This window comes from Microbacterium sp. GXS0129, from assembly GCF_044769785.1.
Lineage (GTDB): Bacteria > Actinomycetota > Actinomycetes > Actinomycetales > Microbacteriaceae > Microbacterium > Microbacterium nymphoidis.
In genome coordinates this window covers 1,091,732-1,113,204 of record NZ_JBIZVZ010000001.1, presented here as the reverse complement: position 1 = coordinate 1,113,204, position 21,473 = coordinate 1,091,732, and the positions used below count along the sequence as shown (strand labels likewise).

Here is a 21,473-nt window from a genome sequence, read left to right as displayed (position 1 = left end):
CAGCTGCCACTCCCCTATCCTTCCAGATCGCGGAGCGCGGACGTGTCGCTCAGCGCCCCTGCGAGCCGATGCGGGCGAGGACCGAATCCGGGACCACCTTCGTCAGCGCCGTGAGTGCCCGATAGCGCCACGACGGCACCGAGACGGATCGTCCTCGCGCCAGATCTCGAAGGGATTCCCGCACCACCCGCTGCGGGGTGAGCCACATCCACCCCGCGACACCCTCCTGCCCGGGCGGCAGGCCCAGTCGCTCATGGAAGTTCGTGTGCGTGTAGCCGGGGCACACCGCTGTGACGGTGACCCCCGGGTAGTAGCCGTTCGCCCAGCGGCTGAAGCTCAGCAGCCAAGCCTTCGCTGCCCCGTACGTGGAGCGTGGAATGAAGGCCGCCACCGATGCCACGTTGAGGATGCGCCCGCCGCGCTCGCGCATCACGGGCAGGGCCGCATGCATCAGTCGCATGGAGACCTCGACGTGCAGACGCAGGTGGTCCACCTCCCGCTCGATCTCGACGTCCGCGAACGACAGTGGCAGGCCGAAGCCGGCATTGTTGATCAGGATGTCGACGGGACGGGATCGGTCGCGGAGCCTGTCCTCCACCCGAGCGCGCTGGCGGGGCTTGAGGAGGTCCGCCACGATGGTCTCCACCTCGCTTCCGCGAGCGCGCAGCTCGTCTGCCAGCTCGCCGAGGGCATCCTTGTCGCGCGCGACGAGCACCAGATCACCCCCGGCGGCGGAGAGCTGTCGCGCATACTCGGCACCGAGTCCGGAACTGGCTCCGGTAATCACTGCGGTCTTGCTCATGGGTCTCTCCTCCGTGCGCGAGTGCGTGTCGGCGACCATCGCCGCGACGACGCTCACCACGTCGATCATGCACCCGTCGCGGCCGCGACAGGATCCTCACGCGCTCGCCCCCTCGCGCCCGGCGGTTCTGGCCGTATGATCACCGACATGACGACTCTCGTGCTCACAGTCATCGGCGACGACCGATCCGGTCTGGTCAGTTCCCTCTCGGAGGTGATCGCGGCCCACGACGGCAACTGGACCACGTCGCGCATGAGCGAGCTGGCCGGGAAGTTCGCGGGGATCGTACTCGTGGAGGTGGATGCCGCGCGGGTCGACGACCTCACCCGGGCGCTGCAGCCGCTGTCCGGCCTGCTGGAGATCACGGTACAGCCCGGCCGTGAGGATGCAGCCGCCCGCGGCGAACGGTTGCAGGTCGATCTGGTCGGCGACGATCACCCCGGCATCGTGCACCAGGTGACCGACGCGATCCAGCGCGGCGGCGGGAGCATCGAGACACTCACCACGGGCGTCACCGAGGCGCCCATGGCCGGCGGTCTCCTCTTCACGGCGAACGCAGTGGTGCGCGTCGAGGGTGACGGGAGCGCCGTGCGCGGCGCACTGGAGGACCTTGCGCAGGACCTCATGGTGGAGTTCAGCTTCGGGAGCTGATGCTCACCCCTCCGCCGGTGGCGCCACGGCGGGGTGGAACCAGTACGTGTCATCTGCGGCGCTCACGGTCCCCGCCGTGTTCACCACGACGGCACCGTACTCGTTCACGGCCAGCCATTCCCAGGCGAGTTCATCGGCAATCCGTTCACCGGATTCCGGGTCGAGAATGATGCCCTGATCGGCCGAGTCCACCCCGTACACGAGTCCCTGAGCGAGCACGACGCCGCGCACCGATCCGTACCCCGCACTGCGGCGCGTCCATTCGGTGCTCAACGTGGCCGGATCCAGGGAGCGGAAGCCGGACTGCGCGTCATACAGGCGCCCACCCTGCAGGAGCGGGCGCTCCACCGTGCTGGCGGCGCCGCCCAGATCCTGACCGGTGCGCGGGTCGATCATCCGGGTGACGGTACGAGTGGTGGCGTACGACACCGTGGTCAGGGCGGTCTCGGCCCCGACGGGGAAGGCCCAGGCATCGGTCGCGGCCTCGTCTTCGCCGGCACGGTTCCACAGGATCTTGCCGGTGGCGCGATCCAGGCCTCCGACCTGCGGGTACGGCTCGCCCGCAAGACCGGACAGCCGCATGATCACCACGTCGCCCGCCTCTCCGGCGAACTTCCCGTCCTGTGCCCATCGCGTTGCGCCGTCGGCGTCGACGGACCACGTCCACGACACGCCGCCGCCGCGCGGGCTCAGACCTACGAGCAACGATCCGTCGGAGAGCTGATCCAGGCTCACGCGCTGATCCAGCACCGAGGCCGCCGAGGCAGACGGGACAGCCGTGGCGAGGGTGCGCCTGTCGCCCGTCACGGCGTTGTAGCCGATGAGTACCACTCCGGGATCGTCGGCGGCCGCCGACGGTTCGGGATCTGCGGTGGGCTCGGTCAGATCCGGTGTGGCCTCGGCTCCGGGAACCACCACAGCGGGGGCGTGCGCCGGGTCTCCCTCGGTTTGCTCGGCCGCCGACACGGAGGCCACGGCCATCGCGACCCACACGGTGGTGCCGTCCGCGGTGACCACGGGCTTCGTCGGAGTCGCCGCCGACTCACCCCTCAGGTCGGACAGATCGTCCTGCCAGAGCGCTCGCCCGGATTCCACGTCGATCCGGGCGACGGCGGTGCCGGTGACGAAGAGACTGGTGCCCGCCAGCGCGACGGGTGCATCAGCGACGGTGCCCCGGGTGTTCGGCGTGAAATCGCTCGGCAACAGCAGGAGGGAACCCGACTCGGCGAACGCGATGGGCGGAGTGAACGCGGCGAGCGTGGGGACAGGCAGGCTGGTCGGCTGCGGCTGCGGAGACGGGGTGGGCGTGTCCGATGCCGTGCGCGTCGGCGTCGCCTCGGTGGCGGTGTCGGTCGCGGTGCACGCCGTCGCCGACAGCAGGAACGCCCCCGCGGCCGCGACGGCGAGCACTCGGAGAGATCGGTGCGGGTTCGCCATCATCCCATCGTGCCACCGCGGTGCGAAAACCGCCGGAACGTCTCAACAGGTGTGTGCCGATCCGGATCAGGCCGCAACGGCGCGGCCGCGGGGTGGAGCGGCGCGAATTGTGACAGCGGATTGCGACGACGCGCCCACGGCGTACGCACGCGCCTACCGTGTACTCATGTCCCCGCTCGTCGCGATCCTCATCCTGGCCGGACTGGTGGCCGTCGTCACGGTGGCCGGCCTGCTCGGCCGGGCGCGGTCCGCCGCGCCGCGGGCAGCGCGGGCCGCGGCCATCCCCCAAGACATCGTTCCCGCAGGGGCGCGCGGCGACGAGGCGACGTTCGTCCAGTTCAGCACCCGCTTCTGCGGGTCCTGCCCTGCGGTGGCGCGGGCACTCCGTTCGCTCGCCGATGACCGGCCCGGTGTGGTCCACGTCGAGGTCGACATCACCGAACGTGCGGAGGTGGCGGCCAGCCTGCACATCCTGCAGACACCGACCGTGCTGCTGCTCGATCGTCACGGTGTTCCGGTGTCCCGCTTCACCGGGGCTGCTCCTCGGTCGTCGTACCTCCGAGAGCTCACGCGGGTGCTGGAGCCCGGTGCCCCGGCGTCCCCCCTCCCGTCCTGATCCCGTCTCGCGAAGAAACGAGAATCCATGTCCGCCTCCACCTCCGTTCCGCGCCCCATCGACCCGCGGGGTCCCCGCTTCGCGGCCGGGATCACGGCGGTGCTCCTCGCCGTTTCCGTCGTCCTCGCGCTTCTGGGCGTCGCGACGCAGCGCGGCAGCGCGGGATGGTACGCACTCAGCCCGGCGACCGGTGGCACGTTCTCGCCCGAGGTCTGGACCATCCAGCAGGTTCCGGTTCTCACACGATTGCTGGATCCCGCATGCCTCCTCCTCATCGTCATCGCCGCGCTCTTCCTCTGGGGCGTGGTGTCCCCTGCCACCGCGCCATGGGGCCGGCTGTTCCGAGCGGTCGTGGCGCCTCGTCTGGCGCCACCGGTCGATCTCGAAGACCCGCGTCCCCCGCGGTTCGCACAGGGCGTCGGGCTGTTCGTGGTGACGGTCGGAATCGTGCTGCACCTCGCGGGCGTGCCGTGGGCGCTTCCGATCGCGGCGGCAGCGGCGTTCGCGGCCGCCTTCCTGAACGCCGTCTTCGGCGTGTGCCTCGGCTGCATGCTGTACCTGGCGCTGGCGCGACTGCGCCAGCCGCGGACCGCCTGACCCGTCGCATCGCGGCGGCTCGGACACTAGGCTGGCGTTCGAAACACCCACCGGGAGGAGACACCATGTCCGTCACGAGCGAAGCGACCACTGTCTGGAGCGGATCCCTCACGGAAGGGTCCGGAACCGTCACGTTCGACAGCTCGCGCATCGGCAGCTTCGATGTGAACTGGAAGGCTCGCAGCGAGGGATCCGACAGCACGACCACCCCGGAGGAGCTCATCGCGGCCGCCCACGCGTCTTGCTTCGCCATGGCCCTCTCCCACGCGCTCTCCGGCAACGGCACGCCGCCCGAGAAGCTCAACGTGACCGCATCCGTCACCTTCCAGCCCGGCACCGGCATCACCGGCAGCCACCTGAACCTCAACGCATCCGTGCCCGGCCTCTCCGACGCTGATTTCCAGCGACTGGCCGCCGAGGCGAAGGCGGGCTGCCCGGTGTCCCAGGCGCTGTCGGGTATCGACATCACGCTGGAAGCCACGCTTGGCTGATCAGCCGCTGGGCCCGGGCGACCGGGTTGTCGTCGCGGGCGCGTCCGGTCTCATCGGGCGCGCCCTCGTCGCATCGCTGCGAGAATCCGGCGTCGCGGTGACGCAGTTGGTGCGTCGCGAGCCCGGCTCCGCGTCGGAGATCCGCTGGGACCCCGCAGGACCCTTGGACCCGGCAGTGCTCGACGGCGCCCGAGCGGTGGTGGGACTGAACGGCGCATCCATCGGCCGGCTGCCCTGGACCCGCCGGTACCGTTCGGAGCTGCTGTGGTCGCGTGTGAGCCCGACCCGCACGCTGGCGGACGCGTTGCGCAGACTCACGAATCCCCCGCTCTTCGTCTCCGCCTCGGCCTCCGGCTTCTACGGCAGCCGGCCGGGTCGGCGCATCGACGAAGGCCAGGAGCGGGGTGACGGCTTCCTCGCCGACGTGTGTGTGGCGTGGGAGGCAGCAGCGGACCTGGCGGGTGAGCGCGTCGCGCACGTCCGCTTCTCGCCCGTCATCCACGCCGACGGAGTACTGAAGCCGCTCGTGTTCCTGACGCGTCTGGGTGTCGCCGGCCCGCTCGGCTCCGGACGGCAGAGCTGGCCGTGGGCATCGCTGGATGACACGGTCGGAGCGCTCCGGCACGTCATCGAACATGATCTCACCGGGCCGGTGAACGTGGCAGGCCCGGAGCGGGCGTCCGAGAACGACGTCGGGTTCGCCATCGCGCGCGAGCTGAATCGCCCGTACCTGATCCCCGCTCCGGCGTTCGCCCTGCGACTCGCCCTGGGAGCGGCGGCGGACGACCTGCTCCTGGTGGACTGTGATGTCGCGCCCGCAGTGCTGGCGGACACCGGCTTCGAATGGCGCCACCGCACCGCGGAATCCGCGGTGCGAGACGCGCTGGCTTCCGGCGGGCGCTCGTAGGGCTCTCAGCGGATTGCGCACAGAGAGGGGCGATCACCGGATTCGCGAGCCCGGTTGCGGCGGACCCCGATCAGCAGGTGACGTCGGCCGGACGGACGTACACGCACTCGTGCTTCGCGGGGTCGTAATACTCGACTCCCTCGGGCAGCACCGGTCCGGGATCACCGAATACGGAACGGAAGTTGTTCGGGCAGCCTTCCGTACCCCAGCATTCGAACCCGTCCGGATAGATGAACCACGGCACGTTTTCCGCGGCCGAGTCGGGCAGCTCGGTGATGTACGTCGGATCTGGGGTCGGAGCCGGCATCGCCGTCGGGGCGGATACCGGACTCTCCGTCGCTCCGCCGCCGATCACCGATGAAGTCTCACCACCCGGCTCCGGAGCGGAGGCCACGGGTGCACACCCGACGAGCGCCACGGCGGCGAACACGGTGAGAAGCAGCGGCGACAACGCGGCGGGGATCGGCATGCCGACATGGTCGCAGATCCCCGCCCGGATCGCGACCGGCCGTACGGCGGACGAATCAGCTCTCACGAGGAGATGTCGTCACCGCGTCCCGCCCGGATCTCTGCCAGGAGCTGCGGCACCCCGGCCGACCACACCGGGCCATGACCGGGAAGCACGTAGCGGACGTCGAGAGCACGCAGGCGTTCGACGGAGGTCCGGGCGCCGGCTTCATCCTCCGAGAACGGCGCATCCTGCGCACCGACGCGGCCGGTGAGCACATGACGTGTGGTCAGAGCATCGCCGACGAACACAGCGCCGAGACTCTGGCTCACCCAGCACAGGCTGCCCGGTGTGTGCCCGGGAACGGCGAGAGCGCGCGGACGGCCGGGCACGGCGAGCGTCTCCCCGTCTGCCACTGTCGTCACCGCGGTGATCGGCCGCGCGCGGCCGGCATGGGTGAGCCCGGCCCACACGAAGCGCAGCGTGGGCGCGAGCTTCATGCGTGGCGTCGCCGTCTTCGGTGCCCGCTCCCGCCCCGTGGCGCGTTCCGCGTCCGGCGCGGACGCGTAGACCGTGGCTCCGGTGGCGGCGCGGACGGCCTCGGCGAAGCCGACATGGTCGGGGTCCGCATGGGTGAGCAGAATGGCCCTGATGTCGTCCTCTGTCTTTCCGATGCCGGCGAGTTCACGGCGAAGCTCCCGACGGTAGCCGGGCAGCGCGGCATCGACGACGGTCACTCCGGAGTCGTCGACCATGAGGTATGCGGCGATGACGTCATCGCCGACGCGATGCAGTCCGGGTGCGATCTTCATGATCGCTACGTTACGTAGCCATCATGGCTACTGTCAATAGCTATACTGATCGCGGAGGAGAAATGCCCGCACCGACCAAGGTCCGCACCGAGGAACTGATCGCCGCCGCCAGCGCCCAACTGGAAGAAGGCGGCCTGTCCTCTCTGACCATGGCTGCCGTCGCCGGCCGGCTCGGCGTCCGCGCCCCCTCCCTGTACAAGCACGTGCGTGACCGCGACGGCCTCATCGGTCTCGTCCGCTCCCGGGCCTTCAGCGAGCTCAGTGACGCGCTCCTCGCGATCACGGAACCGGATCCCCGGCGCCGCATTGCGGGATTCGCCGACGCGACGCGGGCGTTCGCGGATGACCACCCCCACGCTTACGACCTGATCTTCCGCCCGCTGGTGGATCCTGCATCCGCCGGTGCCGCCCCGCACCCGGCGACGGCTTCCACCGCCGCCCCGCTGCTGAGCGCCTGTGCGGAGCTGGCCGGCGAGGACGACGCGCTGCACGCTGCCCGGACGCTCACCTCCTGGCTGTTCGGATTCATCAGTCGCGCGCGCGCCGACGGGTTCGCGCTCGGCGGTGACCTCGAAGCCGCCTACCGCTACGGTCGCGAGCGCATCATCGACGCGATCACCCGGCCGGACCTGCGCTGACCCGCCCGCAGTCGGACGGCCCGAACGCTCTCAGGCGGTGCGGCGCTCCCGCCGTTCGAGAGCGATCGCCTGCCGCACGGCGTGCCGGGCGCGGCGCCGATCGCCCGCCGCGTCGTAGACCAGCCCCATCCGGTACCAGGCACGCCAGTCCTCCGGGGCAGCCTCCACCGCTGCACGGTACTTCGGGAAGAGCGCATCACCCTCATCGCGGCGCACGCGGCCCGAGACGTAGGTGGCGACCTCTTCCTCCGGGAGCGCCCCCTCGGCCTCCAGCTGTCGTCCGAGGCGCTGGGCACCGATCCCGAAAAGCAGTTCCCGGCCGATCCCCCAGGCAGCCAGCACCGGGAAGAACAGCATCGCAACGCCCATGGCTACGGCGATCGGTTCACCCGAGACGAGCCACAGCCAGGCGCGCTGGCCCGCCAGGATGAAGTACAGCACCAGGGCGATCGTCATGACGATCACGCCGATGCGTGCACTCATTCGGAGCCCTCCACGGCCGACGGAGCAGTGATTCCGAGATCGATGAACGCATCCAGTCCGACGATGATGCCGCGCGCCGACACGGCAGCCCGGGCAGCGATACGAATGCCCGGCGCATACGCCGCCGCCGAGTCGACCGTGTCGTGGGTGATGGTCAGGCTCTCCCCCGGCCCGGACAGCACCACATCCTGGCGGGCGATGACGCCGGGGCGACGCAGCGAGTGGATGGGGATACCCGCCACCTGCTCTCCGCGAGCCTGCTGATCGACGTGCGGAGCGTCGACGGGCAGCGTCCGCACCGCCTGGATCAGTTCGGCCGTACGCACGGCCGTGCCACTCGGCGAGTCGATCTTGGTGTCTCGATGGGATTCGATGATCTCGATCGAGTCGAAGAAGCGTCCGGCGACCGTGGCGATGGCGGTGCCGAGCACCGAGCCGAGCGAGAAGTTGGGGATCACCACGACGCCGATCCCCGACGCCTCGATGCGCGGCCGGATCTCCGCCAGGCGCGCCTGCGACCATCCCGACGTCGCCACGAGGACGTTGACCCCGGCGTCGGCCGCTCGACGAACGACCTCGGCGCTCACGGTGGGAGTGGTTGCATCTACAACGAGGTCAGCGTCGGCGATGGCACTCAGATCGTCCGCGGAGCCCAGGGCGTGGACGATGTCGAAGTCAGGCAGCTCGGCGAGCACTCCGCCGATGACGGTGCCGAGCTTTCCGGATGCCCCCACCAGGGCGACGCGCGTGGCCATGATTCAATCCTAGGCGGCCGATCCACGAAGACCGCCCGCGCCGTCATCCTCCGATATCGGCCGTGGGCGGGCGCCGCCGGCCCCTCAGACCAGAGCGTTCTCCGGCAGACCCGTCCGCAGCTCGAAGGGCAGGTGCGACAGATCGTTGTGCGAGACCAGCGTCCAGGGCCGCCCGGGCTTCTGAGCGAGCACCGTGAGACCGCAGTTCGCCTGGTTCAGGGTCATCCATCGCCACTCCGGCGCCCCGAGCACCTCGCGGACGAACCAGGCGATGACGAAGTTGTGGGTGATCAGCAGCTCGTGCACGTCGCCCGGCTTTCGTACCAGGAACTCCCCCACCGCGTCGGCCATCTGCGCGTGCCCGGCCTCGGTCTCCGCGTCGGTGATGGAGCCGAAGAAGGACTCGTACGACGCCGGCGTGTCCTCCGTCATACCGGTGGGGACGCAGTCGAAGAGCAGCGCATTCGGCTGCGGATCGATCGCGGGCATCCGGTCGGCGATGACGCGGGCCGTCTCGGCAGCCCGCACCAGCGGCGAGTGCGAGACCGCGTCGAACGGAACTCCCGAGAGCCGCTCGGCGATGAGCTCGGCCTGTCGACGACCGCGCGCCGACAGGGGGCCGTCGTCGAGGCCGTACTCCGCGTCTTGCTGTTCGCCGTGCCTCACCATGTAGATCCAGTGGGTCACAGTCAGAGCTCGCTTCGTTGTCAGGCAGGTTCTCGTCCAGCCTAACCGATGCCTTCGCTGCGGGAAGGGCCCTTGCGCACAACCGTGTACATGTGGACGTCCCTCCCAGGCGTGCAGCGCGCCGGTGGGGTCAGGCGACCGCTCGAGCGATCTCGGCGAGGTGCCCGCGCCCCAGGGAGACGCCGGCGCTCTGGACGAGCTCGTCGACCTGCGCGGGCGCGTAGGCGTTGACGATGGGCGCCACGATGCCGCGCTGTGCGCGCAGCCAGGCCAGGGCCACGGCTGCGTCGGCAACACCCAGTTCCGCCCCGATCGCGTCGAACACGCGCAGGAGCTTCGTGCCCCGCCGGTTGAGGTTGTTGAGCAGTTGCATGCCCCGTGTGCCCTGCAGGCGCGAGCGGGATCGGTGGACACCGGACAGGAAGCCGTGCTCGAGAGCGTGCGACGGGGTCACTGCGAGTCCCTGAGCACCGACGATCAGCCGGATATCACCCTCGTAGTCCGCCCGGCGCAACGCGTTGTACGCCACATCGAGCACATGGATGCGCGGGTAGCCGGCAGAGACCAGGATCCGAGCCTCCACCAGCCGCTCGGCGGAGAACGCATACGCGCCGATCGAGCGCACCTTCCCGCTTTCCACGAGCCACTCGGAGGTGGCGAGCACGTCCTCCAGGTTGGCACGGGAATCCGTGCCGTCGAGATACATGACGTCGAGGTGATCGACTCCGAGGCGTGTGAGGGACGCCTCCACCGCCCGCACCAGGTTGACCGAGCCCAGGCCGGGGTTGTCGGGGTGCGAACCGATGCGCACGGTGACGGCCATCTCATCGCGGCACGCTCTCGCGGCCAGCCATTGGCCGATGATGTACTCGCTACGACCGCTGGCGAAGCCGTCCGCGGTGTGCAGAGCGTTGCCGCCGAGCTCGCGGTACCGATCGAGCACCTCGAAGGCGTGATCGCGGTCGATGGTCCAGCCGAACTCGGCGCCGCCGAGCAGCAGCGGGAAAACGCGGAGACCGGATTCTCCGAGGGGCACCCGCACGGCCGCGCCCACACTCGGCGCCTGGACATCGATGAGGTGCGACGGGTGAGCGGATCCCGCAACGGAGGCCGGCGGCACTGCGCCTACCGCTGACGCGTCCATCGTTCCCCCGTTCTCGAGGATCCGCATGCGTCCCCCGTCCCCCTCGCAGAGAGGCGACCCGCAAGCACGACGGGCCGTGTTGTTGATAGAGTACGGGCTCCCGCGTCTCGCGCCGCGGCATTCCGCCCGTTCCCGATGACATTTCCGTAACGGTCCCGGAAACGCCGACGGCCCGTCCCGCGTCGCGGGACGGGCCGTCGGTCGAATCGGTCAGGCCTCGGCGGGAGCCTCAGCCGGCTCGGCGGCCTCTTCGAGGACCGGCTCCAGCGACAGCTTGCCGCGGTCGTCGATCTTCGTGATGCGCACCAGGATCTTCTGGCCCACCGACAGCACCGAGCCGAGCTCCTCGACACGCTTGTTGCCGTTGAGCTTGCGGACCTCGCTGATGTGGAGCAGGCCGTCCTTGCCGGGCAGCAGGGAGACAAAGGCGCCCAGGCCGTCGCGCAGGTTCACGACCGTGCCCAGGAACTGCTCGCCGACCTCCGGGTTGGTGGGGTTGGCGATCGCGTTGACCTGTGCACGCGCGGCCTCCGCGGAGGGGCCGTCGACGGCACCGATGTAGACGGTGCCGTCCTCCTCGATGGAGATCTGCGCGCCGGTCTCATCCTGAATGGCGTTGATCGTCTTGCCCTTCGGGCCGATGAGCTCACCGATCTTGTCGACCGGGATCTGCACCGAGATCACGCGCGGCGCGGTGGGAGCCATCTCGTCCGGACCGTCGATCGCGGCGTTCAGCACACCGAGGATCGTGGTGCGGGCGTCGTGCGCCTGCTGCAGCGCAGCCGACAGGACCGACGACGGGATACCGTCGAGCTTCGTGTCGAGCTGGATGGCCGTGATGAACTCGCTGGTACCGGCGACCTTGAAGTCCATGTCGCCCAGCGCGTCCTCGGCGCCGAGGATGTCGGTGAGGGCGGCGTAGCGGGTCTCACCGTCAACCGTGTCCGACACCAGGCCCATGGCGATACCGGCGACGGGTGCGCGCAGCGGCACACCAGCGTTCAGCAGCGACAGGGTGGATGCGCAGACGGAACCCATCGACGTCGAGCCGTTGGAGCCGAGCGCCTCGGACACCTGGCGGATGGCGTACGGGAACTCCTCGCGGCTGGGCAGCACCGGAACGAGGGCGCGCTCGGCCAGGAAGCCGTGGCCGATCTCGCGACGCTTCGGGCTGCCGACCCGGCCGGTCTCACCGGTCGAGTAGGGCGGGAAGTTGTAGTGGTGCATGTAGCGCTTGCTGGTCGTGGGCGACAGCGAGTCGATCTGCTGTTCCATCTTCAGCATGTTCAGCGTGGTGACGCCCAGGATCTGGGTCTCGCCACGCTGGAAGATGGCGGAGCCGTGCACGCGCGGGATCACCTGGACCTCGGCGTCGAGCGGGCGGATGTCCGCCAGGCCGCGACCGTCCATGCGCACGCCCTCGGTGAGGATGCGGCCACGGACGATGGCCTTGGTGACCGACTTGTAGGCGGCGGAGACCTCGCCGAGAGCGGAGGCGGGCAGCGTGCCGGCCTCGACCGCGGCGGCGACCTCGGCCTTGACGCGGTCCTTGACCTCGTCGTCGGCGCTCTGGCGCTCCTGCTTGTCGGCGATGACGTAGACCTTCTCCAGGTCCGCGTACGCGCTGTCCGACACGAAGTCGTAAGTCTCCTGCGCGTAAGGCAGGAAGACCGGGTAGACACCCGGCTCCTTCGACGAGTGCTGAGCCATGTCGGCCTGAGCCTCGACGAGCTGCTTGATGAACGGCTTCGCCGCCTCCAGGCCGCCCGCGACGATCTCTTCGCTGGGCTTCACGGCACCGCCGCGGATGTGGTCCCAGCTGCCCTCGGTCGCCTCGGCCTCCACCATCATGATGGCGACGTCCTCGGTGCCGTCGGCGTTCTTCACGACGCGACCCGCGACCATCAGGTCGAAGACGGCCTCGGAGACCTGCTCGACGTTGGGGAACGCGACCCACTGGTCCTCGTGCTGGCCGTAGCCGGGGATGAGCGCGAGGCGCACACCGGCGATCGGGCCGGAGAAGGGCAGACCGGAGATCTGCGTGGATGCCGACGCGGCGTTGATCGCCAGCGCGTCGTAGTACTCGCCAGGGGCGATCGACAGCACGGTGACGACGATCTGGACCTCGTTGCGGAGGCCGTCCACGAACGACGGACGCAGCGGGCGGTCGATCAGACGGCACACCAGGATCGCCTCGGTGGAGGGGCGGCCCTCACGGCGGAAGAACGAACCGGGGATCTTGCCAGCAGCGTACGAGCGCTCCTCGACGTCCACGGTCAGCGGGAAGAAGTCGAACCCGTCGCGCGGCTGCTTGCTCGCGCTGGTAGCCGACAGAAGCATGGTCTCGTCGTCGAGGTACGCGGCAACGGCACCCTGTGCCTGCTGCGCCAGACGACCCGTCTCGAAGCGGATCGTGCGCTTGCCGAAGCGTCCGTTGTCGAGAACGGCCTCGGCTGCGGTGATTTCAGGACCTTCCAAGAGGTCTCTCCTTCTTTGTTTTGACTCGTCCATCCGTGTGACGGGCGAGTTTCCTCGAAGGAGCAGAGCAGGCAGATATGGGCGTGCGCGTATGTCCGCTCGCCTGCGCTGGCCACCAGGAGAAGATCACCCGTGCAACCGCGGGGAATCCACTTCAGGGGACCAGCTTCCTGCCGAGCCTGCTCCAGTCTGTGTTCAGTTGTGCGGTGACGCATGGGTGTCACCGCGCTGATCCTATCAGGCGCACACCAACGCGACACCCTCACCGAACCGGCCACAGAGCCGATCGGTGCCGGGAGCGGGACGTTCCCCCTCCCGGCACCGCAGACGTTGGAACCGGCTCAGGACCAGGAAGGCAGCTGCTGGAAGGTCCAGGTGTTGCCGTCCGGGTCTTTCACGGTGACGAAGCGGCCCCAGGCCTGTTCGTCGACCCCCTCCGCCTCGACGCCCTTCTCACGCATCTCGGCAAGGAACGCGTCGGCATCCGGGATGACCGCCATGATCGCGTCCAGACGACCCGGCTCAATGGTGTGGCCCAGCCCTTCTCCGATGGCGATGGAGCAGGCGGAGCCGGGAGGGGTCAGCTGCACGAAACGCAGGCCTTCGTTCACGCGCTGGTCGTGGTCGGGGTTGAATCCCAGCTTGTCGACGTAGAACTCCTTCGCACGATCCACGTCTGTGACCGGAACGAAAATGACCTCGATCTTGATGTCCATCTCTTCCTCCTTGCCGGCATCGTCACCAGCGCAGCACCATCATGCTCCCGGCCTCCGACATTCGTCAGGGCGTCGCACACCGTCGACACTCCGTTCCCACACATCGCACGCTCCGCGCCCTAGACTGGCGGCATGTCCGAGCAGAATGCACCCGAGGATGACCTGAAGCGGAAGTTCCGCGAAGCCCTCGAGAAGAAGAACGCGCACAGCCGCACGGGCGAATCGCACCTGGACGGCAAGGGTGCCGTGGGCCAGGCCCACGGTGCCGCCGGCCACAAGCGCGAGTTCCGCCGCAAGTCCGGCTGAGTCCACTCATCCGCCTCACCGAGAACGCCGTCCGGACCCAGGTCCGGACGGCGTTCTCCTTTTCCCCGTGCGCGAGCGCGTCACCCTCACGCACCCTGGCGACGACGGGAACCGGAGCCGCGCGCACCGACGAGAACGTACTCATCGTGCTTCGGCCCGAGTCCGTCCCCCGCCGATCGTCCGCGCACCCGCCGCCACATCCAGGGCAGCGCGTGGCGTCGCCACCACTCCCGGCGAGGTAGCTGATGGGGGGTGGCGTGGAATGTCTCGTCGAGTCCCGCGAGCTCGTCGGCGTGGGCGACCCCGAGGAGGGAAGCCGCCCGGTACGCCAGCAGACGATGCCCGGCCGGAGCGAGATGCACCAGGTCGTCCGCCCAGTATTCGCGCCGGCCGAGCTCGGGGACCAGGTCGGTGTCCAGCAGCAGCGCGCCGGTGCGAGCCGCCACCCCGGCGAGCGCCGTAGCGAAGGCCGCGAACGAGCGCGCGAACGGGCGCGATTCGGGGCGGTATGGGAGGAACGGCGTCACCAGCAGGACCTCGGCTCCGTCCGCGCGCAGTCGCAGGACGCTCTGTTCCACCCGGGCCGCGAGCGCCGGAATGTCGGGGCGCAGCTTCACCAGATCATTCGATCCGATGAGGATGGTGACCAGCTCCGGTCGCAGCCGGCGCGCGTGGGCGAGCTGGGGGCCGGCGACGTCGCGGACGCGCCGGGACCGGACCGCGAGGTTCGCGTACGACAGGGTGCCTGAGCCCGCGAGCAGCAGTGCCAGGCGGTCGGCCCAGCCACGCAGCGCACCGTCGGGGCCGGGGTCGCAGAGCCCTTCCGTGAGCGAATCGCCGAGCGCCACGACCCGACCCCACCGTGCGGGTGCACTCGCCGGGGCCGGTTCGGCACGGACTGCGCGCCGGACACGGGTGGCGCGGTCCACCGCGGCCAGTTCTATCGCCTCCCTGAAGTGCGCGAGCAGCTGATCGCACAGCGCCTCCCAGGTACGCCCGCGAACCGCGTCGACACCGGCCGCGCCGAATGCGCGTCGCTTGCGTGCGTCGCCCACGAGGTCCGCGACCCGGGCCCGCAGATCGTCGAGATCTCCCGGGCGGTAGAGCCATCCGTCCACGCTGGAGCGCACCAGGTCCCGCGGGCCACCGCGCCCGACCGCGACCACGGGCACGCCGCTGGCGTGCGCCTCCTGGAGCGTCTGCCCGAAGGTCTCGCTCTCCCCGGGATGCACGAAGACGTCGAACGAAGCCACAGCCTCGGTGAGTTCCGCACCGTCCAGGTGCCCGAGGAACGCCGCGTCCGGCAGCCGCCTCTGCAGTGCTGCGCGTTCCGGGCCGTCGCCGACGATCACGACGCGGGCATCGGGCAGATCGCTGAGCACCGCCAGGTCATGGACCTGCTTCTCCGCGGCGAGGCGGCCGACGTAGCCGACGACGACGCGGCCGGGAGCGACACGTTCCCGCCAGGCGTCGGAGCGCTGTGCGGGCGAGAAACGCGCGGTGTCCACGCCGCGACCCCAGCGGCGCAGCCGGTCGATGCCGAGGGCGGTCAGCTGATCCTCCGAGGACTGCGACGGGACGAGGGTGAGCGTGGACCGCCGGTGCAGGCGCGCCACGTGCCGTTCGGCGGCCGCGGTGGTCACGCCGACGCCGTAGCGGGCCGCATAGGCGATCACGTCGGTCTGGTAGGCCGCCACGACGGGGATGCCGCGGCGGCGCGCCGCCGCCACGGCGCGGGACCCCAGCGCGAACGGCGACGCGAGGTGGATCACGTCGGGTGCGAACCGGTCGAGGATGCGGCCGATCGCGGCGGCCCCGGACGCGGCGACGCGGACGTCCGCGTACCCGGGCAGCGGGACGCTGGCAACACCCACCACCGGAGCACCGTGCAGAACATCGGGCATGCCCATCGCGGCCGGGGCGAGGATCAGGGCCTCGTGGCCGTGGCGCTGCAGGTGCGCGGCGATCTCCATGACGGAGCGGGTCACACCGTTCATGTGCGGGAGGAAGGACTCGGCGACAATCGCGACTCTCACGCGACCAGGGTGGCGCATGAGAACGACGGGCCGGACCGGATCCGCGTCCCCTCACACGGTGTTCATCCAATCTCCGCCTGGCCGTCACCTGCTCTCCCCTTGCATGTACCCCGTGTGTTCACCAGATCTCTGCCGACCGGCCACCCCCGCGTCTCTGTGTCGATGACGGTGGGGTGGGACCGTGAGGTGTGCCGCAGATCCTCGATCTCCTCGCCGGCCCCTGGGGGCTGTCACTGATGGTGCTGCTCGTGTTCGCCGATGCGTTCCTCGTGGTGGTTCCCGGCGAGATCGCGGTCACCGCTCTCGGCGCGGTGTCGGCGGTGAGCGGCACGCCCCCGCTGTGGTCGGTCATCGTGTGCGCGGCGATCGCCGCCTTCGCCGGTGACGCCTGTTGCTTCTGGGTGGGCCGCACCGTCGGCAGCGCCGAGCGGCGATGGATGAGGCATCGCCGGATTCGGGCGGCCCTCGAGTGGGCTCGTGTCCGCCTGCAGGCGGGGACGGCCACGGTGGTCTTCACGGCCCGCTTCATCCCCTTCGCGCGCCTCGCGGTGAACGTCGCCGCCGGAGCCACCGGGGTGCGTGCGCTGCGCTTCCTTCCCGTGGTGGCCATCGCCGCCGTGGCGTGGGGCTCTTATCAGGCGGTGGTGGGAGCGGTGGTCGCACAACTCATCCCCGGCGAGCCGATCATCGGGGTCCTCGTGTCCATCGCCGTCGCCCTCGCCCTGGGTGCGATCGCCGACGTCGCCGTCACCGCGGTGAGCCGGCGACGCGAGCGCTCCGCCCCCGTCTCCGGCCCCTGAACGCGAACACGGACGCCGCCGGCACAGGCCGGCGGCGTCCGTGTTCGCGGCGCAGACCGCGCGCGGGATCACTCCCCCGCGAGTCCTCCGAGCAGGTGACCGAAGCTCTTGTCCTCACCCAGGTAGCTGGCCGGGTCGAACGGGTCGAGGTCGGTGACGGGCTCACGAGCGGCGATCGCCTCCGCGAGCTCGCGAGCCCCCTTCTCCACACGCTTGGACAGGGGCGCGACCTCGTCGGCGTTGGCGCCCCAGTCGCTGGAGGCGGCGAAGACGCCCGACGAGATCGCGTCCGCGTGCAGATACGCGAACAGCGGGCGCACCGCGTAGTCGATGGCCAGCGAGTGGCGCGCTGTCCCCGCGTTGGCGCCGATCCACACCGGCTTTCCCGAGAGAGAGTCGGGATCGAGCACGTCGATCCACGACTTGAAGAGGCCCGAGTAGCTCGTGGAGAAGACGGGCGTCACCACGATGAGCGCGTCGGCGGCCACCACCTTCGCGATCATCGCCTCCAGCTCCTGGGGCGCGAAGCCGGTCAGCATGTTGTCGATGATCTGGTGCGCGTAGTCGCGGAGCTCGAAGATCTCGACGGAGGCGGTGATGTCCCGCTCCCGGAGCTGCGCGACGGCGGCGGCGGCCATGCGGTCGGCCAGCATCCGGGTCGAGGAGGGGTTGGAGAGCCCCGCCGCGACGACGACGATCCGACGGTCGGTCATGTCCGATCTCCTTCGTTCACTTCACGGCCGCGGCGCCGAAGGCGGCACCGGGCTTGGCGTTGTTCACGGCGTCGGTGTCCTGGTACGGAGACCCGACGGTGAGGTTGTCGCCGCGGTTGGGGTTGGGAACGGCCTCGCGGGGCTTGTCGTCGCCGTACTTGGCGAAGCGACGAGCGGCGTGCGTGGGCGCATCGGGGGTTGCGGCGGGACGGTTCATCTGGAGCTCCTTGCGCAGCACCGGCACCACCTCTTCCGCCAGCAGGTCGATCTGCTCGAGCACGATCTTCAGTGGCAGTCCTGCGTGGTCGACGAGGAACAGCTGACGCTGGTAGTCGCCAAACAGGTCGCGCATGCCCGCGTAGCGATCGATGACCTCCTGGGGCGATCCCACCGTGAGCGGGGTCATGCGCGTGAAGTCCTCCATCGACGGACCATGGCCGTAGACGGGCGCGTTGTCGAAGTACGGACGGAACTCGTTCTTCGCATCCTGCGAGTTCTTGCGGATGAACGCCTGCCCGCCGAGGCCCACGATGGCGGTCTCCGGCGCGCCGTGGCCGTAGTGCTCCCAGCGCTGGCGGTAGAGGTTGATCAGGCGCTGGTAGTGCTCGGCAGGCCAGAAGATGTTGTTGGCGAAGAACCCGTCGCCGTAGTACGCCGCCTGCTCGGCGATCTCGGGCGTGCGGATCGATCCGTGCCACACGAACGGAGGAACGAAATCGAGCGGGCGCGGCGTGGAGGTGAAGCCTTGCAGCGGGGTGCGGAACTTGCCCTCCCAGTCGACGACGTCCTTGGTCCACAGCTCGTGCAGCAGAGCGTAGTTCTCGATCGCCAGGGGCAGGCCCTGGCGGATGTCCTGGCCGAACCACGGGTAGACGGGGCCGGTGTTGCCACGCCCCATCATCAGGTCCATCCTTCCGCCCGACAGGTGCTGCAGCATCGCGTACTCTTCGGCGATGCGCACCGGGTCGTTGGTGGTGATCAGTGTGGTGGAGGTGGAGACGATCAGATGCTCGGTCTGTGCGGCGATCGCGGCCAGCAGGGTCGTCGGCGACGACGAGAAGAACGGCGGGTTGTGGTGCTCGCCGATGGCGAAGACGTCGAGCCCCGCCTCGTCGGCGTGCTTGGCGATGGTCACCGCGGCCTGGATGCGCTCACCCTCGGACGGCGTGCGCCCGGTGATCGGGTCCTGGGTGATGTCGGACACCGACATCAGGCCGAACTGCATACCGGGCCAGGATCCCGCGGTCTGGGCTGCCTGAGTCGTGCTCTCGTTCACGATCGCTCCTCGATTTTCCATGCGTGTGAATACATCGACTGTAACGCATGTCCTCCAGGAGTATTCCCGAGGATTCGGAGATCTACGAGAACAGCGCGGATCCGACGAACGACCCCTCTGCCACACCCGCCGGAATCGCCCACAGACCCGAACCCACGTGGCGGATGTACTCCGACATCGCGTCCTTCGCGAGCGCACGCTGCAAGGTGATGAAGTGCTCCGGCGTGCGCTGGTAGGAGAGGAAGAACAGCCCCGCGCTGAGCTTTCCCAGCGCGTCGTTGCCATCGACGTAGTTGTACCCGCGGCGCAGGATGCGGATGCCGCCGTTGAACGTCGGGTGCGCCAGGCGAACGTGACTCACCGGATCGATGAGCGGCTTACCCGCGACATCGGCGGCGTCGAAATCCGGCTCCGCGCTCTCCGCGCCGCCCGGCGCGGAGAGCGGTGCACCCATCGCCTTGTCCCGCCCGATGATGCGGTCCTGCTCGGCGAGGCGGACCCGGTCCCAGGTCTCGATCGTCATGGCGATCTTGCGCGCGACGAGGTAGGAGCCCCCGGCCATCCAGGCGACATCGTCATCGCCGGCCCAGACGTGCTGGTCCAGCGCTGCCGCATCGGTGGCGAGGATGTTGGCGGTGCCATCTTTGAAGCCGAACAGGTTACGCGGCGTGCTCTGATCGGAGGTCGTCTTGGACGTGCGCCCGAACCCCAGCTGCGACCATCGGATCGTCGCCCGCCCGAACGCGATGCGGCTGAGGTTGCGGATAGCGTGCACCGCCACCTGCGGGTCATCGGCGCAGGCCTGGATGCACAGGTCGCCATCGCTGAGCTGCGGCACCAGCTCGTCGTTCAGGAACGCCGGCAGGCGCTGCAGCGACGCCGGCCGGCGATCGGCGATCCCGTAGCGGTCCACGTCATCGCGCTCGAACAGCCCCGGGCCGAAGCCGAACGTGATGGTCAGGTTACTGGCCGCAAGCCCGAGCGCCTCCCCCGTGTCGTCCGGCGGCGCTTCCGGGGATCCACCGACGGCGCCCGTGGCGGACACGTCGAGGCCCTGCGTCATGCGCGACGCCGCGTACGTCCAGTCGGTCAGCAGTTCGATCAGGTCGTCGCGAGAGGTGCGGGCCATCATGTCGAACGCGGCGAAGTGCATGTGGTCCTGCACGGGGGTGGCAATGCCCGCCTGATGCGCGCCGAAGAAGGGGTGCACGTCGCCCGCCGCGCCGGCTCTCTGCGCCGCGGCCGTGGCCGTGGCGATGGCGGCACCGCCACCGCCGCCGACCACGAGCCCGGCGGCACCCGCGGCAAGCCCGAGCAGCGCACGACGGGAGAGTCCCCGGGAGGAGGATTCGGTGGGCGCCGGATCACCCGGCGACGCCGAGGCGTCGGGCGATCCGGCAGACGGGATGGTGGTCACATCACTCCAGAATGGTCGAGGTGAGCTGCGACAGCGGCTCGGCGAGCGCGTTGACCTCGTCGGTCAGCGTCTTGCGATCAGCATCGGTGAGCTCCAGGTAGGACACGAAGCCCGTGTCCAGCGAACCGTAGGTTGCGAGAGCGGCTTCCAGGTTCGCATAGCCGTCGGTGATCTCGCCCACCAGCTTCTTCGCGTCATCGCCCTTTGTGGCAGCGAAGTCCTGCACCAGGGAGAAGGCCATCTTGGACCCCTCGACGTTGGCGGCGAAGTCGGAGAGGTCGGTGTGGCTCCACCAGTCCTCTTCACCGGTGATCTTGCCCTTCGCGACCTCGTCCAGCAGCGCGATCGCACCGTTGGAGAGCGACGCCACGCCCTGCGCCTCCAGGGTGGTGGAGAACTCGTCCGAGTGCACGTAGTCGTACAGCTCCTGCACATCCGTCACCAGCTGGTCGCCGAAGGACTTGCGCTCCTCGGGGGTCGACGGGTTCCAGTCCTGCCACGCGGGCGTCGCGTCGTCGGAGTTCAGAGCATCCTTCGCGGGCACCCAGAGGTCCTTCTCGATGCGGTGGAAGCCCGTCCAGTCCAGCCCCTCGGCCACGGCGTCCACCTCGCGGTAGTCGATGCGCGGGTCCAGGTCACCGAGCGCCTCGGCGATGGGTTCGATGCGCTCGTACGAGACACGCGTCGAGGCGAACAGCGAGCGAGCGGTCTCGTCATCGCCGGATTCGTACGCGTCGACGAGCGCCTGCACCTGCGGCACGAGCTGGGAGACCTGCTCCTTCACGAACGCCGCGTACAGGTCGACGGCCTGCGTCATCTGCTCGGCATCATCACCGGTCGCGGCGACCGCATCACCGGTGACGGTGAACGCCGTCTTGCCGACGCCGTCGCCGATCATGCCGGGCTTGCACACGGTGAAGTAGTCACCGGGCTGCGCGACGACCGTCAGCGTGCGCGAGGCACCGGGTGCGATGTTCTCGACCTCGCCGACGATGCGAAGGCCATCGGAGGCGAGCAGGTAGAACTCGTTCACCTGGGAGGAGGAGTTCTCCACCGCGAAGGTCACGGTGCCGCTGACGGCGGAATCCGCCGACACAGCGCACGACGAGTCGTCCGCCGTCACGGAGAGGCTGCCGCTGGCGGCGGTGTCCGCCTTGGCGACGCAGCCGGTGAGGGCGAGAGCGGACAGTGCGATACCGGCGGTGGCGGCGAGGGCACGGGGGCGCAGCGAGGACATCGGTTCCTTCCGATCCGGCGGTGCCG

General features: G+C 69.6%; 23 protein-coding genes. 8 read left to right on the top strand and 15 right to left on the bottom strand.

The features are described from left to right. Positions 1-49: 49 nt before the first annotated feature. Positions 50-802, bottom strand: a complete 753-nt coding sequence (locus tag ACIQJ5_RS04975; RefSeq protein WP_402841476.1) for an SDR family NAD(P)-dependent oxidoreductase — start codon at positions 800-802, stop codon at positions 50-52. Positions 803-949: 147 nt separating this feature from the next. Here ACIQJ5_RS04975 and ACIQJ5_RS04970 point away from each other — a divergent pair, with 147 nt between their 5' ends. Next, positions 950-1,453 carry a glycine cleavage system protein R gene (locus tag ACIQJ5_RS04970; RefSeq protein ID WP_231089579.1) on the top strand — a complete coding sequence of 168 codons (504 nt, stop codon included), beginning with the start codon at positions 950-952 and terminating at the stop codon, positions 1,451-1,453. A gap of 3 nt (positions 1,454-1,456) precedes the next feature. On the opposite strand, the gene ACIQJ5_RS04965 is transcribed toward ACIQJ5_RS04970, so the two are convergent. After that, the gene (locus ACIQJ5_RS04965; RefSeq protein WP_402841473.1) at positions 1,457-2,890 is read right to left on the bottom strand and encodes a PQQ-binding-like beta-propeller repeat protein; all 1,434 of its coding nucleotides are present in this window, start codon (positions 2,888-2,890) and stop codon (positions 1,457-1,459) included. Positions 2,891-3,056: 166 nt separating this feature from the next. Between ACIQJ5_RS04965 and ACIQJ5_RS04960 the strand changes: the two genes are divergently transcribed. The 4 genes from ACIQJ5_RS04960 (at position 3,057) to ACIQJ5_RS04945 (ending at position 5,501) form a co-directional block, all read left to right on the top strand. After that, entirely contained in the window at positions 3,057-3,506 is a 450-nt protein-coding gene (locus ACIQJ5_RS04960; RefSeq protein ID WP_231089577.1) for a thioredoxin family protein, read from the top strand. A gap of 27 nt (positions 3,507-3,533) precedes the next feature. Next, positions 3,534-4,103 (top strand): DUF4395 domain-containing protein, encoded by a 570-nt coding sequence (locus ACIQJ5_RS04955; RefSeq protein WP_231089576.1) that lies wholly within the window; start codon positions 3,534-3,536, stop codon positions 4,101-4,103. Positions 4,104-4,168: 65 nt separating this feature from the next. Beyond that, positions 4,169-4,594, top strand: coding sequence for an OsmC family peroxiredoxin (locus ACIQJ5_RS04950; protein ID WP_231089575.1), 426 nt, complete (start codon positions 4,169-4,171; stop codon positions 4,592-4,594). After that, positions 4,587-5,501, top strand: coding sequence for a TIGR01777 family oxidoreductase (locus ACIQJ5_RS04945; protein WP_402841467.1), 915 nt, complete (start codon positions 4,587-4,589; stop codon positions 5,499-5,501). Before ACIQJ5_RS04950 ends, ACIQJ5_RS04945 begins: the two co-directional genes overlap by 8 nt. 70 nt (positions 5,502-5,571) lie before the next feature. On the opposite strand, the gene ACIQJ5_RS04940 is transcribed toward ACIQJ5_RS04945, so the two are convergent. Together ACIQJ5_RS04940 and ACIQJ5_RS04935 are read right to left on the bottom strand one after the other, a co-directional pair. Then, positions 5,572-5,970, bottom strand: a complete 399-nt coding sequence (locus tag ACIQJ5_RS04940) for a hypothetical protein (RefSeq protein ID WP_231089573.1) — start codon at positions 5,968-5,970, stop codon at positions 5,572-5,574. Positions 5,971-6,032: 62 nt separating this feature from the next. Further along, entirely contained in the window at positions 6,033-6,761 is a 729-nt protein-coding gene (locus ACIQJ5_RS04935; protein ID WP_231089572.1) for an MBL fold metallo-hydrolase, read from the bottom strand. 62 nt (positions 6,762-6,823) lie between these two features. Here ACIQJ5_RS04935 and ACIQJ5_RS04930 point away from each other — a divergent pair, with 62 nt between their 5' ends. Then, entirely contained in the window at positions 6,824-7,399 is a 576-nt protein-coding gene (locus ACIQJ5_RS04930) for a TetR/AcrR family transcriptional regulator (protein ID WP_231089571.1), read from the top strand. Between the two features lie 30 nt (positions 7,400-7,429). Here ACIQJ5_RS04930 and ACIQJ5_RS04925 read toward each other — a convergent pair whose 3' ends face one another. The 6 genes from ACIQJ5_RS04925 to ACIQJ5_RS04900 form a co-directional block, all read right to left on the bottom strand. Further along, positions 7,430-7,882, bottom strand: coding sequence for a hypothetical protein (locus ACIQJ5_RS04925; protein ID WP_402841462.1), 453 nt, complete (start codon positions 7,880-7,882; stop codon positions 7,430-7,432). Beyond that, positions 7,879-8,637, bottom strand: coding sequence for a 4-hydroxy-tetrahydrodipicolinate reductase (dapB, locus tag ACIQJ5_RS04920; protein ID WP_231089569.1), 759 nt, complete (start codon positions 8,635-8,637; stop codon positions 7,879-7,881). The genes ACIQJ5_RS04925 and dapB overlap by 4 nt, the downstream gene beginning before the upstream one ends. An 84-nt stretch (positions 8,638-8,721) precedes the next feature. Beyond that, the gene (locus ACIQJ5_RS04915; RefSeq protein ID WP_231089568.1) at positions 8,722-9,324 is read right to left on the bottom strand and encodes a histidine phosphatase family protein; all 603 of its coding nucleotides are present in this window, start codon (positions 9,322-9,324) and stop codon (positions 8,722-8,724) included. Positions 9,325-9,454: 130 nt separating this feature from the next. After that, a complete protein-coding gene (locus tag ACIQJ5_RS04910) occupies positions 9,455-10,495 on the bottom strand; it encodes an aldo/keto reductase (protein ID WP_231089567.1) in 1,041 nt (346 codons plus the stop codon). Between the two features lie 183 nt (positions 10,496-10,678). After that, complete coding sequence (locus tag ACIQJ5_RS04905; protein WP_402841456.1) at positions 10,679-12,946, bottom strand: polyribonucleotide nucleotidyltransferase; 2,268 nt, start codon at positions 12,944-12,946, stop codon at positions 10,679-10,681. A 341-nt stretch (positions 12,947-13,287) separates the two neighbouring features. Beyond that, on the bottom strand, positions 13,288-13,662 hold the full coding sequence (locus tag ACIQJ5_RS04900; protein ID WP_231089565.1) for a glyoxalase superfamily protein: 375 nt from the start codon (positions 13,660-13,662) through the stop codon (positions 13,288-13,290). 132 nt (positions 13,663-13,794) lie between these two features. On the opposite strand from ACIQJ5_RS04900, the gene ACIQJ5_RS04895 reads away from it, so the two are divergent. After that, a complete protein-coding gene (locus tag ACIQJ5_RS04895) occupies positions 13,795-13,968 on the top strand; it encodes a DUF5302 domain-containing protein (protein WP_231089564.1) in 174 nt (57 codons plus the stop codon). Between the two features lie 86 nt (positions 13,969-14,054). Here the strand turns inward: ACIQJ5_RS04895 and ACIQJ5_RS04890 are convergent, their stop codons facing one another. Continuing rightward, complete coding sequence (locus ACIQJ5_RS04890) at positions 14,055-16,004, bottom strand: glycosyltransferase (protein WP_402841452.1); 1,950 nt, start codon at positions 16,002-16,004, stop codon at positions 14,055-14,057. A gap of 188 nt (positions 16,005-16,192) precedes the next feature. Between ACIQJ5_RS04890 and ACIQJ5_RS04885 the strand changes: the two genes are divergently transcribed. After that, entirely contained in the window at positions 16,193-16,804 is a 612-nt protein-coding gene (locus ACIQJ5_RS04885; RefSeq protein ID WP_402841449.1) for a DedA family protein, read from the top strand. A 68-nt stretch (positions 16,805-16,872) separates the two neighbouring features. On the opposite strand, the gene ACIQJ5_RS04880 is transcribed toward ACIQJ5_RS04885, so the two are convergent. From ACIQJ5_RS04880 to efeO, 4 genes are all read right to left on the bottom strand, one after another. Beyond that, positions 16,873-17,517 (bottom strand): CE1759 family FMN reductase, encoded by a 645-nt coding sequence (locus ACIQJ5_RS04880; RefSeq protein WP_402841446.1) that lies wholly within the window; start codon positions 17,515-17,517, stop codon positions 16,873-16,875. 16 nt (positions 17,518-17,533) lie between these two features. Beyond that, positions 17,534-18,742: an LLM class flavin-dependent oxidoreductase gene (locus tag ACIQJ5_RS04875; protein ID WP_402842054.1), complete on the bottom strand. Its 1,209-nt coding sequence runs from the start codon at positions 18,740-18,742 to the stop codon at positions 17,534-17,536. A gap of 133 nt (positions 18,743-18,875) precedes the next feature. After that, positions 18,876-20,210, bottom strand: coding sequence for an iron uptake transporter deferrochelatase/peroxidase subunit (gene efeB / locus ACIQJ5_RS04870; RefSeq protein ID WP_402841443.1), 1,335 nt, complete (start codon positions 20,208-20,210; stop codon positions 18,876-18,878). Between the two features lies 1 nt (position 20,211). Beyond that, positions 20,212-21,447: an iron uptake system protein EfeO gene (efeO, locus tag ACIQJ5_RS04865; RefSeq protein ID WP_402841440.1), complete on the bottom strand. Its 1,236-nt coding sequence runs from the start codon at positions 21,445-21,447 to the stop codon at positions 20,212-20,214. Positions 21,448-21,473 lie beyond the last annotated feature (26 nt).

Bases quoted from the DNA above. Each gene is read 5' to 3' on its own strand.
- ACIQJ5_RS04875 (WP_402842054.1), bottom strand. From the start codon at position 18,742: ATGCAGTTCGGCCTGATGTCGGTGTCCGACATCACCCAGGACCCGATC.
- efeO (WP_402841440.1), bottom strand. From the start codon at position 21,447: ATGTCCTCGCTGCGCCCCCGTGCCCTCGCCGCCACCGCCGGTATCGCA.
- ACIQJ5_RS04900 (WP_231089565.1), bottom strand. From the start codon at position 13,662: ATGGACATCAAGATCGAGGTCATTTTCGTTCCGGTCACAGACGTGGAT.
- ACIQJ5_RS04940 (WP_231089573.1), bottom strand. From the start codon at position 5,970: ATGCCGATCCCCGCCGCGTTGTCGCCGCTGCTTCTCACCGTGTTCGCC.
- ACIQJ5_RS04955 (WP_231089576.1), top strand. From the start codon at position 3,534: ATGTCCGCCTCCACCTCCGTTCCGCGCCCCATCGACCCGCGGGGTCCC.
- ACIQJ5_RS04880 (WP_402841446.1), bottom strand. From the start codon at position 17,517: ATGACCGACCGTCGGATCGTCGTCGTCGCGGCGGGGCTCTCCAACCCC.
- dapB (WP_231089569.1), bottom strand. From the start codon at position 8,637: ATGGCCACGCGCGTCGCCCTGGTGGGGGCATCCGGAAAGCTCGGCACC.
- ACIQJ5_RS04925 (WP_402841462.1), bottom strand. From the start codon at position 7,882: ATGAGTGCACGCATCGGCGTGATCGTCATGACGATCGCCCTGGTGCTG.
- ACIQJ5_RS04935 (WP_231089572.1), bottom strand. From the start codon at position 6,761: ATGAAGATCGCACCCGGACTGCATCGCGTCGGCGATGACGTCATCGCC.
- ACIQJ5_RS04910 (WP_231089567.1), bottom strand. From the start codon at position 10,495: ATGCGGATCCTCGAGAACGGGGGAACGATGGACGCGTCAGCGGTAGGC.
- ACIQJ5_RS04970 (WP_231089579.1), top strand. From the start codon at position 950: ATGACGACTCTCGTGCTCACAGTCATCGGCGACGACCGATCCGGTCTG.
- ACIQJ5_RS04965 (WP_402841473.1), bottom strand. From the start codon at position 2,890: ATGGCGAACCCGCACCGATCTCTCCGAGTGCTCGCCGTCGCGGCCGCG.
- ACIQJ5_RS04960 (WP_231089577.1), top strand. From the start codon at position 3,057: ATGTCCCCGCTCGTCGCGATCCTCATCCTGGCCGGACTGGTGGCCGTC.
- ACIQJ5_RS04895 (WP_231089564.1), top strand. From the start codon at position 13,795: ATGTCCGAGCAGAATGCACCCGAGGATGACCTGAAGCGGAAGTTCCGC.
- ACIQJ5_RS04930 (WP_231089571.1), top strand. From the start codon at position 6,824: ATGCCCGCACCGACCAAGGTCCGCACCGAGGAACTGATCGCCGCCGCC.
- ACIQJ5_RS04950 (WP_231089575.1), top strand. From the start codon at position 4,169: ATGTCCGTCACGAGCGAAGCGACCACTGTCTGGAGCGGATCCCTCACG.
- ACIQJ5_RS04975 (WP_402841476.1), bottom strand. From the start codon at position 802: ATGAGCAAGACCGCAGTGATTACCGGAGCCAGTTCCGGACTCGGTGCC.